11 protein-coding genes, 1 tRNA gene and 1 pseudogene are annotated in these 12,727 nt (G+C 36.9%); 5 read left to right on the top strand and 8 right to left on the bottom strand.

Features of this window, described 5'->3' with window-relative positions:
- Nucleotides 1–267 precede the first annotated feature (267 nt).
- The 3 genes from ACFZP3_RS07015 to rpmE all read right to left on the bottom strand — a co-directional run bounded on the left by ACFZP3_RS07015 (nucleotide 268) and on the right by rpmE (nucleotide 3,154).
- Nucleotides 268–2,028 (bottom strand): hypothetical protein, encoded by a 1,761-nt coding sequence (locus ACFZP3_RS07015; protein ID WP_386086975.1) that lies wholly within the window; start codon nucleotides 2,026–2,028, stop codon nucleotides 268–270.
- Between the two features lie 91 nt (nucleotides 2,029–2,119).
- A complete protein-coding gene (locus ACFZP3_RS07010) occupies nucleotides 2,120–2,914 on the bottom strand; it encodes an NAD kinase (RefSeq protein ID WP_264688435.1) in 795 nt (264 codons plus the stop codon).
- A 27-nt stretch (nucleotides 2,915–2,941) separates the two neighbouring features.
- On the bottom strand, nucleotides 2,942–3,154 hold the full coding sequence (gene rpmE, locus ACFZP3_RS07005) for a 50S ribosomal protein L31 (protein WP_253309449.1): 213 nt from the start codon (nucleotides 3,152–3,154) through the stop codon (nucleotides 2,942–2,944).
- Nucleotides 3,155–3,282: 128 nt separating this feature from the next.
- On the opposite strand from rpmE, the gene fabD reads away from it, so the two are divergent.
- Nucleotides 3,283–4,263: an ACP S-malonyltransferase gene (gene fabD, locus ACFZP3_RS07000; RefSeq protein ID WP_253309450.1), complete on the top strand. Its 981-nt coding sequence runs from the start codon at nucleotides 3,283–3,285 to the stop codon at nucleotides 4,261–4,263.
- 31 nt (nucleotides 4,264–4,294) lie between these two features.
- Here the strand turns inward: fabD and gpmI are convergent, their stop codons facing one another.
- The 4 genes and pseudogenes from gpmI to ACFZP3_RS06980 all read right to left on the bottom strand — a co-directional run.
- A complete protein-coding gene (gene gpmI, locus ACFZP3_RS06995) occupies nucleotides 4,295–5,869 on the bottom strand; it encodes a 2,3-bisphosphoglycerate-independent phosphoglycerate mutase (RefSeq protein ID WP_386086976.1) in 1,575 nt (524 codons plus the stop codon).
- A gap of 33 nt (nucleotides 5,870–5,902) precedes the next feature.
- Nucleotides 5,903–5,974 (bottom strand) — tRNA-Asn (locus ACFZP3_RS06990).
- Between the two features lie 19 nt (nucleotides 5,975–5,993).
- Nucleotides 5,994–6,185, bottom strand: coding sequence for a hypothetical protein (locus tag ACFZP3_RS06985; RefSeq protein ID WP_253309452.1), 192 nt, complete (start codon nucleotides 6,183–6,185; stop codon nucleotides 5,994–5,996).
- Nucleotides 6,186–6,220: 35 nt separating this feature from the next.
- Nucleotides 6,221–6,332 (bottom strand): annotated as a pseudogene (locus ACFZP3_RS06980) (IS5/IS1182 family transposase); the annotation flags it as partial.
- A gap of 98 nt (nucleotides 6,333–6,430) precedes the next feature.
- Between ACFZP3_RS06980 and gatA the strand changes: the two are divergent.
- Entirely contained in the window at nucleotides 6,431–7,900 is a 1,470-nt protein-coding gene (gene gatA, locus ACFZP3_RS06975; protein ID WP_386086977.1) for an Asp-tRNA(Asn)/Glu-tRNA(Gln) amidotransferase subunit GatA, read from the top strand.
- Nucleotides 7,901–8,802: 902 nt separating this feature from the next.
- Here gatA and alaS read toward each other — a convergent pair.
- Complete coding sequence (alaS, locus tag ACFZP3_RS06970; RefSeq protein WP_253309454.1) at nucleotides 8,803–11,412, bottom strand: alanine--tRNA ligase; 2,610 nt, start codon at nucleotides 11,410–11,412, stop codon at nucleotides 8,803–8,805.
- A gap of 174 nt (nucleotides 11,413–11,586) precedes the next feature.
- Between alaS and ACFZP3_RS06965 the strand changes: the two genes are divergently transcribed.
- From ACFZP3_RS06965 to rplT, 3 genes are all read left to right on the top strand, one after another.
- On the top strand, nucleotides 11,587–12,030 hold the full coding sequence (locus ACFZP3_RS06965; protein WP_386087088.1) for a PAS domain-containing protein: 444 nt from the start codon (nucleotides 11,587–11,589) through the stop codon (nucleotides 12,028–12,030).
- 98 nt (nucleotides 12,031–12,128) lie between these two features.
- Nucleotides 12,129–12,335 (top strand): 50S ribosomal protein L35, encoded by a 207-nt coding sequence (gene rpmI / locus ACFZP3_RS06960; RefSeq protein ID WP_253309456.1) that lies wholly within the window; start codon nucleotides 12,129–12,131, stop codon nucleotides 12,333–12,335.
- 20 nt (nucleotides 12,336–12,355) lie between these two features.
- A complete protein-coding gene (gene rplT / locus ACFZP3_RS06955) occupies nucleotides 12,356–12,721 on the top strand; it encodes a 50S ribosomal protein L20 (RefSeq protein ID WP_064125369.1) in 366 nt (121 codons plus the stop codon).
- The last annotated feature ends 6 nt before the right edge of the window (nucleotides 12,722–12,727 follow it).

Genomic DNA, 12,727 nt, shown 5'->3' with positions numbered 1-12,727 from the left:
ACGGTGTAGATGATGGTTAAGTATCCCGCTACTTGTTAGCGGCTAAGAGATACCGCGACGGTATATTCGTCATCCCGCTACGTGTTAGCGGGATCTCTTGTTAGCGGCTGAGATACCGAGGCGGTATGACGGTGTAGACGATGGTTAAGTATCCCGCTACGTGTTAGCGGGATCTCTTGTTAGCGGCTGAGATACCGCGGCGGTATGACGGTTAATTATTCTGCGGCGGTATGACGTAGGGTTGCACTAGCTATATCATGCATTTTATTAACCGACACTATAAACAACATCCTTACAATTATGAGATTGGACTACAACTTGCTCAAGCGTTAAGCTGCTGCGTTTAGCATCTTTACTGTGGTTTTCTCCAAGAACCTCTGTTCTTTCTTGTTTTATTTCTTCAATGAATTTCTTGTTAACGCTTTCAGTGTTAATCTTTTCCTGAGAATATATAAGGTTAGTGCAATTTGTTTTGTTATAATAATGCACGCCAAAACATACAACTAATAATGCAAGTACACCTGAGCCTATAAGCAATGATAACCCTATGTTATTAGTCAAAGGGTTTTGGTAAAATTTTTGTACGTTATTAACACCGCCTTCCGCGTACAGCAATAAAGGAAGTGCTATATTTGCAGCAACTACACCGGTCAGTAATGCAGTAAATAGTGGCCTATTGTTAATTACTGATTCTATTTTATTAGTTCTACTAATTACTTTTTCATCAATGTTAATGAAGTCGTTTTTAGATTCCCAAGCATTAAATATAAAATTTGAATGAGTGTTGTTGTTATACTCTAATCTTACAGATTTTATAGCTTTATTTTCTGGCTGATGCTTTAACACCTCATCTAAAATTCCATCCGCATTTTTTTCTTGAGTTTTATGCTCTGCAGTATCTCTAAATTGCCTTATTGCAAAAAGTATTGGACTAATTGCAAGCAACGCAGCAAGTGCGATAACTGGTATAGTGATATATTTTGGGCTGTTTGTAAAAAATGCAATAAATTTTGCTTTATCTTGTAAGTATAATAAAGCTGCAGATGTGCCAAGTATAATAGCACTTGCACCAAAAATTATAAAGCCCTTCTGCTGCATGGCATATTTTGCTCTTGGCCAGGATCTGTTTGTTTTTTTATTTGTTGTGCTACCTATATCAGAATTTAGTGACAAAGACTCTTCAGAGTCATCTTTGCTTTTATACGATGGTGGAGGAGTTGGAAACGTACCTGGACTTTTAATATCCTGAGGATTCGGTATAGGTTCTCCAATCCATTTTTCTACTTTGCCTAAATAACCATCATCCGCTGCTCCTTCTGTTCCTGTTGTTGGCTCACTAGATACATTAATCCCTTTAAATGCAATATTGTTTATTTCCTCTTCCCTGATATCAACTTCCGCTATTTCTTGATCTATATTTTCTAAGAGACCCTTCATATCTTTTTCTAATAATCCTTCCTTGATGCTTTTATAAAAGTCATCAGCAGGATTAATGCCCCGCTGATTACCATCAACTAACATGACTTTTTGCGGTAACATACCTTTGTCTTTCTTATATGCTTTTAAAAGAGATAAAACACATAGATGTTTTCCAATTTGTGGATCTTGAGGCTCATTCATTCTTTTAGCTACTTCTGCTGAATTTAGTGGATCTTGACGCTTAGTCGTTCCTCCAACTACTTTAATACCTTGTGCCTGCTCTTCTGTTAAGCCTAAATGATTTTTCACTACATACTCTACTGCTTTTATGTATTTTGCAGACGATACAATAGCAACTTCTACTCCGCTTGAAAGTGCAGAATCTAATACAGACCTTAGCTTTTCTTTATTTTTGATTCCCGAGCCTTCCTTTTGTAAAAATTCTTCTATTTTTTCTTTAATTACTGCTTTTTCTTTGCCAGAATCATAATCATCATATCCCTTGGATGTAAAGAAATTGCACATAGACTTATTTGTAATTGTTTGATCAAAGTCAAATATTAATAGTGCATTCTCTTCAGACGATGGTAGATTCGTTACTGGTCCCATATTTACTCCAAAATTAATTACTATGTTGTGTTGATTACGCTATAGTTATTAAGATGTAGTAAATACCAGTTTACGGATAATTATGAAAAATTTAGTATAGAAATTGCCTATCAAAGATTCTTTCATTGAGTGAGTCGTCTTTGTCAAAAAGCAGAGTGATTGTGTTCTCATGGTCTTTTTGTATTTTTATCTGTGATATATTATGAAACTCTTTGTAATCTGATACTACAAGCGCTGGACGATTTTTTGTGTCGTTAATGTCAATTTGTACGATCGTATCATTTGAGATTAGTGCTCCATTCCAATGCCTTGGGTAATAGCTATTGATGGAGGTCAGTGCAAGTAAGTTTGAATTTAGTGGCAAGATTGGGCCACCGGCAGAGAAGTTATATGCAGTGCTGCCTGTGGGAGTAGATAATATTACTCCATCCCCTCTAAATTTTTCTACTTTTAGTTTATCATTAATAGTAATATTCATCTCTACTATTTGGTTTGCTTTCCTAAAAACATATACTTCGTTTACCGCTATATAGTGGTATTTCTTGCCACTTGTGTCTGTTGCTTCCATTTTTAGTAAAGTTAACTGAGTTGAAGTTGCGTGCTCTATATGATCAATTAAATCTTCACTGCGGCTAAAGCATTTATTCATCAAAAACCCAACATTGCCAGTGTTTACTCCGTATACGTGTGTGTTTTTGTTTTCTATAACGTAATTATGCAAGGTGCGTAGCATAAAGCCATCACCGCCAACAACTATCAATAGATCGATTTCGGACTTATTTTCTTCTGTTATATTGATAAAATTAAGTTTCTTTAATAGTTTAGATACTTCCTGCGATTTTGGTGACTCAGAAGCGATATAGCCTATATTTTTGTATTTATGCATGCTTCACTCTGAAAAAGAAGCGAAAAACTAGAAAATATCCCCATATTTATCGTTAAACTTAGCTAATTTGCTAGTTTTACTTGCTGACCCGCTTGTCAAACTTCCAGTCCATGCAGGGTGAGTGAGAGGATCCCTATCAAGTTTTATCTTATCACCTTCCTTTCCATAAGTGGAACGAGTTTCAAACTCTTGACCATCTGTCATGACTATAGTAACCTTATGATAATCAATTTCTGCCATTGTTGCTTATAAACTTTTAGTCAGTTAATATTCTAGTGAACTTAATTCACTAAGTCAATCATTATTCTAAAATATTGACAAAAAATAAATAAAATGTTATACTTAATAAGGAATAAATAATAGTTATCATGATTTTTGCTTTCCCTGGTCAGGGCTCTCAGTTTGTAGGAATGGGAAAGAGCTTATATAGTGAGTTTTCCGTTGCAAGACAAGTATTTAATGAAGTGGATAGCATATTGGGTAGAAAGCTGTCTCATTTAATCTTCAACGGTCCTATTGAAGAATTAACCATTACAGAAAACGCTCAGCCAGCTATAATGGCAGTGTCAATCGCGACGCTACGCGTTATCGAGCATGTGTTTGGTGAATCTCTTTTTTCTAATTATGGAATTAAATATGTTTGTGGACATTCAGTCGGTGAATATACAGCGCTATGTGCTGCAGGGGCATTGACTCTTGAGTCTGCAATCAAGCTGCTGAAAGTTCGCAGCGAAGCAATGCATGAAGCTTCTTTGAAATGTGAAGGGGGAATGGTTGCGTTGCTTGGAGCAGAGATAAATGAAGTGGAAGATATATTGAAATCAGTTCAAATTGACGGAATTTGTGAAATTGCAAACGATAACGGTGGCGGACAAGTGGTTATAAGTGGTACTAGAGAGGGTCTTGAAATATTACCCGATTTGCTCAAGAACTTGAACATCAAGAGATTAGTTAAGTTACAGGTTAGTGGACCTTTTCACTCATCTCTTATGAAACCTGCTGATGAAAAAGTTTTGGAATTTTTGGAGGGTATTAAAATAACCCGTCCTATAGTTCCTTTGATATCAAATGTTACAGCTAAAGAGGAGAGTGATCCCAAAGTTATAAAAGCTTTACTTGCTAAACAAGTCATAAGCAGAGTGAAATGGAGAGAAATGGTTTTGTATATGGCAAGCCGTGGCATTAACAAATTTGTTGAAATTGGCCCTAATAAAGTTTTATCTAATTTAGTCAAAAGGATTGACCAATCTATCAGTACAAAAAGTATAGGTAATATTGGTGATATAGACAGCTTCTTTAATGAATCATTAGTACTAACAGCGAAAAATTTAAAAGTTGGGTTAAGTTAAAACACATCTATTTGCCAGCGCATGACGCTGCCTAGCTGGAATGACAGAGGGTAATGCAAGAAATCAACGAACTGCCTGTCATTTCATCCGGTTTCTTAATTCCAAGTAGCTGTAAAATAGTGGGAGCGATATCAGATAATCTTCCGTCTCTTAGTTTTAGATTATCGCAAGACACAATAAATGGCACTTTATTTAGAGTGTGCGCTGTATGAGGTGTATTATTTTCTTCATCGAACATACATTCCACATTACCATGGTCTGCAGTAACAATTAATGCAGTGTTGCTTGACTTTTTAACAGCACTCAGCACTTTCGCAAGACAATCATCTACAGCTAGCACAGCTTTCTCGGCTGCTTTTATATTACCTGTATGCCCTACCATATCAGGATTAGCGTAATTTACAACTATCAGTGCGAATTCTTGGGAGTGAATTTTTTCTACAAGCTTTTCTGTGAGCTCAAAGGCTGACATTTCGGGCTGCAAATCATAAGTTTGAACTTTTGGTGAGGGAATGAGTATTCTTTCTTCACCAGAGAAAGGTTCTTCTTTTCCACAATTGAAAAAGAAAGTCACATGAGCGTATTTTTCGGTTTCGGCGATGCGTAATTGTTGCAATTTATTGTCTTCTATTGTTTGTCCTAAAGTGTTAGCAAAAGATATAGGAGGAAAAATATAAGGAATTTTAAGATCTTCTTTATACTTCATCATACTTAGAATTAAAGAAAATGGTTTTCGTTTACGACCTTCTGTCGTACGAGTAGTTTGACCATAGATTCCAGCGTCACGCGCTGGAATGACACCTGATTGGTTTAGTAAAATACTTGCTAATTGTATCATTCGATCAGCACGAAAGTTAGCCAACAGCACTCCATCTTCTGGTTTTATACCTTGATAGTCACCTATTACTGCGGGCCTGACAAACTCATCAGTTATGTTATTTTGATAATTTTCATCAATCAACGATACTGCATTATCATGACGAGGTGCCTTTGCAAATGCGATAGCCTCATAAGCTTCAATTGTTCTCTCCCACCTGTTATCACGGTCCATAGCATAGTAACGCCCAGAAACAGTAGCAATTCTTATGTCATTTCCCTTTATACTCTTTATAAATTCTTGAATGCATTTTTTTCCTGAATTTGGTAATGTGTCTCTGCCATCTAAAAATGCATGTATCACCACTTTGATTCCATGCTGTGATATTTTATTTGCTAAAGTCGAAATATGCTTTTGATGCGAATGAACACCGCCATCTGACACTAATCCCACCAGATGGCATACTCCATTCTTACTTTTTAGATTACTAATAAAGCTTTGTAGATTTGCATTGTTTTCTATTGTTCCAATTTCTTGATTAATGCGCTGAAGGCTTTGCATTACTACTCTACCACTGCCAATATTCATATGGCCAACTTCTGAATTACCTATTTGACCACCAGGTAACCCAACATCAGTTCCACAGGCGGACAAACTGCATTTTGGATAATTAGAGCTAATATATTGCCAACAGGGTGGATTTGCGTTGCTAATAGCATTATATTTACTGCTTTCTACTCCATTTCCCCAGCCATCTAGTATACATAAGACAACTGATTTAATGCCCATATAAGATTAACACTAGAATTTCACAGAGAAGAGCTCCCCGGGCTGGATTCGAACCAGCGACCAATTGGTTAACAGCCAACTGCTCTACCACTGAGCTACCGAGGAATAAACCGTCTTTAATTTATCACGTTGAACGTTGATTGTAAACGTTTTTTGTATACTTTGTAAGAGCCTGTTCAAATTCACTTCGCTTTATTACTTCAACAGTTGCACCAATAATATCTTTTATTTGAGTTGCAAAATTCTCTCCTGTATAGCCCGCATCAACCAGTATATTTTTAACTCCAGAAAGGTTTTCTTTTGCATTGTTGACCATTCTCACAGCACTAGTTGTTCCTGCAGTTGCTACATAAATTGCATGTCTTGAGTATCAACTGCGATATGGCCCTGAGATTTTTTTACCAGCGTCATAGCCTTTTTCTTCAGCAGTATCTGCGTTCTTTACACTCTGAGCATCAATTATGTACAGGTTCTTAGCTATATTTCTAGCTGTAACTATAAATGTATGGATTTTTTATCGTGCCATGTTATAATTAACGTCTTGCTAAAAATTAAATATTGATGAATGAACTAAAAAAGTTAAGTATTACACAAATGCATGACGGGCTCAAAAAAAGGAGTTTTTCCGCTGTTGAACTCGTGGAGGCGCACATCAGTGCGGTTGAAAATGAGAAATTAAATGCATTTATAACAAAAACCCCAGAGATAGCAATGAAAGCTGCTAAAGCTACAGATGAACATTTCTCTAGGCAAAAGGATGATTTAATCTCGCCGCTCATGGGTATACCAGTTGGCATCAAAGATCTATTCTGTACAAAAGGAATAAAAACAACAGCATGCTCAAAAATGCTGGAAAATTTCGTTCCGACTTACGAATCTACGGTGTCTGACTTGCTTTTAAAAAGTGGAGCAGCCATGCTCGGTAAGCTTAATATGGATGAATTTGCTATGGGTTCTGCGAACACAAACAGCTATTTTGGCCCTGTTGAAAATGTGTGGATTAGAAAAAGTGATGGGGAAAAAGTTGTTCCTGGTGGATCATCTGGTGGATCTGCAGCATCGGTTGCTGGATTTTTATGCGCTGGAGCGTTAGGAAGCGACACCGGTGGATCTGTACGCCAACCAGCAGCTTATTGTGGAGTAGTTGGAATAAAGCCAACTTATGGAAGATGCTCGCGTTTTGGTATGATTGCATTTGCGAGTTCTCTGGATCAAGCAGGAGTCATTACTCGTTCTGTCTCTGATTCAGCATTAATGCTGGAAGCAATTTGTGGCTATGATAAAAAAGATTCAATATCGAGCGAAAAGCCAGTGCCTAAATTTTCTAGCTTTATAAATGGTGATGTCAAGGGTAAGTGTATTGGTATACCAAAAGAATATAGGATGGATGGAATTTCAGAGGAAATAGTTCATAATTGGGAAAGAGTTGCTTCCTATTTAAAAGAAAATGGCGCTGAAGTTGTTGACATTACTCTGCCATATACTAAATATGCAATACCGGTCTATTATTTAATCTGTTCTGCTGAAACTTCATCCAATCTTGCTCGTTACGATGGTGTGCGTTATGGATTAAGGTTTGATGCTGATACCCTTGAAGAAATGTATTCACTAACAAGAGCAGAAGGTTTTGGTAAAGAGGTGAAAAGAAGAATTTTAATTGGCGCTTATGCGCTTTCTTCAGGTCATTATAATGAATATTACGAAAAAGCGCAGTGCATTAGAGCATTAATCAGAAATGATTTTATAAAAGCGTTTGAAAAAATAGATTACATACTTGTGCCATCTGCTCCAACAGAAGCTTTTGGCTTAAATGAAAAGCCAGATCCGCTAATTATGTGCATCAATGATGTGTTTACCGTGCCAGCAAGTCTTGCAGGATTGCCTGCTATTTCTGTTCCTGTTGGGCTTTCCAATGAGGGTTTACCACTTGCCTTGCAAGTGATTGGAAATTATTATGACGAAGCTGGAATATTAAATGTGGCAAGTTTGATAGAGCAAAATTGCGGCAGAATAATTAGACCTCTTGCGTAATCTATTTTCTGATAGTAATTTTTGCATTAAAATTTGCTTATGCTCATCAACGTACTCTATGGCTCCATTTTTAGATGAATAGCAAAAACAGGGCATATTAATCTGTTTACAAAATTTTCGTGTAACAGTTCACACTTAATTAAACAGACTAAATTCTGTAATTTTGGGATGTTGAAAAATTCACCTTACGTTGTCATTCCAGCGCATAACGCATAACTGTACGAACATTGTGATTTGGGCCTACCAGAAGGGCAATGCCTCTTATCCAAGTACCCTCTTCTTGTCATTCCAGTGCTTGACACTGGAATCCAGTTTTCCATATAATCTCATCAAAAATGTTTATTTTCTAGCTACTTTTATACTTATCAACTCAGTATGCTTACTTACAATTAAAATTCCTGGATCCCAGTGTCAAGCACTGGGATGACACCCTCCTGATGGGCCAAAATCACAACGTTCGTACAGTTGTGCACGTGACGCTGGAATCTAGTCTTTATTATGCAGCCACTTATTTAAAGTTAAGTTTTCTGGATCCAAGTAGTCAAGCTACTCGGATGACACCCTCTTGGATAGAAACCAGTGTCAGCTACTTTCATGACACCATGACAACCGTCATCCCGCTGCTTGTTAGCGGGATCTATGCTAAGAGATACCGCGAATGAATCGCGGTATGACGATCTGCGGCAGTATGACGGTTCGCGGCGGCATGACGTAGGACTGCTGTCATCCCGCTACGTGTTAGCGGATGAGATACCGCGAATGAATCGCGGTATGACGATCTACGGCAGTATGACGGTTCGCGGCGGCATGTGACGATAACCTCGTCATCCCGCTGCTTGTTAGCGGGATCTAGAGATACCGTTACGGTATGACGAGGGAGAACAGTTGCTACTTGTTAGCGGCTAAGAGATACCGCGGCGGTATGATGTAGAGTGCTTAGAAGCGGTTATTTTGCTATAAATGGCTGTAATGGCATCATCTATTTTATTGCTATCACAGCCTGTTTGTGCAAGTTCAGCATTCCCACCACAGTTCTTTTCAACTGCTATTGATATTAGTTCTTTTGCACTAATCTTATTGATTAAGTCTTTACTTACTTTAATAATCAAGACTGTTTTATCTTTTTCTGTTGCCGTGAAAGCTATTACCGTTTTTGGTTTTTGTTGCTGCAAAACAAACTCTCTTATCACATTTGCTGGAATATCAGTGAAAGTGTGGCTTATAAAATTTATTCCATTTATTTCAGTGCTTTTTATATTCTCTGCACTCACAAGCTTTTTATATAGGTTTCTTATTTTGGTTTCGGATTTTTTGTGTTCTTGACTTAAAACACTTAATCTGCTTGTTATTTCACTTACTGGCACTTTTACGAATTCTGCAACTTTTTTTAAGTTAATTTCATTATCACGTACATAATTGATTGCTTCCTGACCAGTTAAAGCTTCAATTCTCCTCACTCCAAAAGCAACAGAACTTTCTGTTACTATCTTAAATAAACCGATTTCTCCAGTATGTTCAACGTGCGTGCCACCACATAGCTCTTTCGAATCTCCAATATTTACAACTCTAACCTGATCACCATATTTTTCACCAAACAACGCCATGGCTCCTTCGTCTATTGCCTGATTCATGCTTTGAATTTTTGTAGATGCAGAAAGATTTTCTCTGATTAGAGAGTTTACCATATCCTCTACCCAGAATAACTGATCTTGAGTCACTTGAGTGTTATGGCTGAAGTCGAATCTCAGTCTATCTGGTGCAACTAGGGAACCTTTTTGAGTGACATGATCACCCAAGATTTTCCTCAATGCAAAGTGCAGAAGATGCGTAGCCGAATGATTTCTTCTTAAGGTTTGCCTTCTTTCCTTGTCGATGCTTGCTGTAACTACATCACCTTTACAAATTGAGCCGAATTTAACTATGCATCTGTGCAAACATAGGTCATTAACCTTATGGGTATTCTCGACTATAATAATACTTCTACCAGGTTTGATCAGACTGCCAGTATCCCCCACCTGTCCACCTGACTCGCCATAAAAAGGTGTTTTATCAAGTATAATGATTATCTTTTCTCCCTCCTTTGCAGAATCAATTACTTCATTTTTAGAGGAAACTATAGCTAGTATTTTCGCATCACTTACTTCATTGAACTCATAACCAACAAATTTTGTTTTGCCAAATTTATTGATCAAATCAAACCATACTTGCTCAACAGATTTTTCACCAGATCCAGCCCATTTAGCACGTGCTCTCTCTTTTTGTTCTCCCATTGCATTATCAAAACCCTTCTGGTCAAAATTTATTTTTTTCTCTTTTAAAACATCAAGTGTAATATCCAAAGGAAACCCATAGGTGTCATATAGCTTAAATGCTGATTCTCCAGGTAAAGTATCGCCCGATTTTAAATCTGTAGTGAATTTCTCCAGAAGATTGATACCTTTCATCAAAGTGTCTTTAAAGTTTTCTTCCTCTGATTTTAACGTCGTTTCTATTAAGCTTTTGGCTCTGACTAATTCAGGATAAACATCTCCCATATAAGCCGAACTCGTGCTATCTATCAGCGCCGGAAAAATGCGATGGAGTAGAGAATCATTATATCCAAGCAGGTGGATATAACGCGCGGCTCTCCTAATTAATCTGCGTAATACGTAATTCCTGCCCTCATTTCCAGGAAGCACTCCTTCTGCGATGAGAAATGCAGCCGCGCGAAGATGATCTGCTACGATCTTATGCGCTATTTTATTTTCCGTTCTTCCACAGTACTCTTGAGATTTATTGATCAGAGCAGAAAATAGATCAATATCATAGTTATCATGGACATTTTGCATTACAGTAGCTATTCTCTCAAGACCCATTCCAGTATCGATGCATTTTTTTGGCAATTTGTGTAAATTACCTTCTTCATCTTTGTTAAACTCCATGAATACCAGATTCCAGATTTCAACAATTCTATCGTCGTCTTGTAAATTAGGACTCCCATGATCATAAAAAATTTCAGAACATGGACCGCATGGACCAGTGCTTCCCATACTCCAAAAGTTATCGTCCGTTGCAATTCTTATGATTTTATCACTTGAAAAGCCACTTATCTTACGCCAAATCTCGTACGCCTCATCATCAGTATGGTAGACGGTTATGGATAGTCTGTTTTTATCAAGAGATAACTCCTTAGTGATAAATTTCCACGCAAATTCTATCGCAGTTTCCTTAAAGTAATCACCAAAGCTAAAATTTCCGAGCATTTCAAAAAATGTGTGATGCCGAGTTGTATAGCCAACATTTTCAAGATCGTTGTGTTTACCGCCTGCTCTTAGGCACTTTTGACTTGAGACAGCACGTTTCATTTCAGTTTTTTGAGCACCAGTAAAAATATTTTTAAACTGCACCATACCAGCATTTGTAAACATGAGTGTTGGGTCATGTTCTGGAATCAAAGGAGAAGAAGAAACCTGTTCGTGGCCATTACTTATAAAAAATTTTATAAATCTTTCTCTGATTTCACTTAACTTCATTATTTTTATTGAGATTATTCATGAATAATAAGCTGCAATGGAAATAAAATCAATTACAATACCACCACTCTCTAGATCTCAGAACTTCTAGTGATATGCACCTTGTGGTAAGGAAAAATCAATATATTCACGATAAATTTACCTCATATCTGTGTTTTATATGTGGAAATTGGAATGGAAATTTATGTAGGCAAAGAAAAAAGAATAGCAAATGTGGTAACTGAGCACTGGAGTGACATAAAAGGACCAGACAGAGATTGGCCAGAAAGGCACGAAATAGACACTGCAGAAATAATGGAGTCATGGCAGCATTGTTTTATCATTGAAGTCAAGGATCAAGGTTATATTTGTGAAAATGCAGGAGAAAAGGCTGTTGAATTCTATGGTTTTGAGAAAAAGACGCGCATTGATAATAAGTATGCAATTGATGCACCATTTTTGCGACTATATAAAATAGATGCAGTTATTGATAAACTTGATGCTGTAATAGAGAGTAAATGCCCAATCAATGAAGAGGAAGAAAGTGAAAGTGTTAAAATGAGGCAAGTATTGTTGCCACTTGGGAATAAAGAAGGTATAACACACATATTGGGCGTAATTACTTTTAAACTCTTTTAATATACAATTTTAATTTGATTCTTTAATAAAATTATTTATACTAATGCTTAATTACTATTAAAGAACTCAATAGTAGTGTTTGTAAATTTATTTGGAATATGAAGAGAATAAAATTAAAAACCAAATCTTCTGTTAAAAAGCGCTTTCACCTTACAGCTAAGGGTAAAGTCATTTCTACTCAGTCAGGCAAAAGGCATGGCATGGTAAAGAGAAGTAAATCTAATATTCGTAATCAGCGCGGTACAACGATTCTTGGTAAATCTGACTCGCGTATAGTTAAGCTTTATATGCCTTATGATATTTAACAAAATGGAGGTAAAATAAAATGGCTCGGGTAAAACGTGGAGTCACTACTCACGCTCGTCATAAAAAAATATTGAAACTGGCAAAGGGTTATAGAGGACGTGCAAAAAGCTGTTATAGAATTGCATTACAAAGAGTTGAAAAAGCATTGCAATATGCTTACAGAGACAGAAGAACCCGTAAACGTGATTTCCGTAGCTTATGGATAATACGTATTAATGCAGCAGCAAGAGAGCATGGGCTTACTTATGGTAGGTTTATGCATGGTCTTACACTTGCCGGCATTGATTTAAATAGAAAAATTCTTGCTGAGATGGCCGTTAATTATAAGGATGATTTTGCCAAATTAGTAGAAGCTGTAAGTGGTAAATTAGCGGAGAATTCTTAAAGCAAA

This window comes from Wolbachia endosymbiont (group A) of Norellia spinipes, assembly GCF_964273535.1.
This window is presented reverse-complemented; position numbering and strand designations above follow the sequence as displayed.

Bases quoted from the DNA above. Each gene is read 5' to 3' on its own strand.
- ACFZP3_RS07015 (WP_386086975.1), bottom strand. From the start codon at position 2,028: ATGGGACCAGTAACGAATCTACCATCGTCTGAAGAGAATGCACTATTA.
- ACFZP3_RS07010 (WP_264688435.1), bottom strand. From the start codon at position 2,914: ATGCATAAATACAAAAATATAGGCTATATCGCTTCTGAGTCACCAAAA.
- rpmE (WP_253309449.1), bottom strand. From the start codon at position 3,154: ATGGCAGAAATTGATTATCATAAGGTTACTATAGTCATGACAGATGGT.
- fabD (WP_253309450.1), top strand. From the start codon at position 3,283: ATGATTTTTGCTTTCCCTGGTCAGGGCTCTCAGTTTGTAGGAATGGGA.
- gpmI (WP_386086976.1), bottom strand. From the start codon at position 5,869: ATGGGCATTAAATCAGTTGTCTTATGTATACTAGATGGCTGGGGAAAT.
- ACFZP3_RS06985 (WP_253309452.1), bottom strand. From the start codon at position 6,185: ATGGTCAACAATGCAAAAGAAAACCTTTCTGGAGTTAAAAATATACTG.
- gatA (WP_386086977.1), top strand. From the start codon at position 6,431: ATGAATGAACTAAAAAAGTTAAGTATTACACAAATGCATGACGGGCTC.
- alaS (WP_253309454.1), bottom strand. From the start codon at position 11,412: ATGAAGTTAAGTGAAATCAGAGAAAGATTTATAAAATTTTTTATAAGT.
- ACFZP3_RS06965 (WP_386087088.1), top strand. From the start codon at position 11,587: ATGGAAATTTATGTAGGCAAAGAAAAAAGAATAGCAAATGTGGTAACT.
- rpmI (WP_253309456.1), top strand. From the start codon at position 12,129: ATGAAGAGAATAAAATTAAAAACCAAATCTTCTGTTAAAAAGCGCTTT.
- rplT (WP_064125369.1), top strand. From the start codon at position 12,356: ATGGCTCGGGTAAAACGTGGAGTCACTACTCACGCTCGTCATAAAAAA.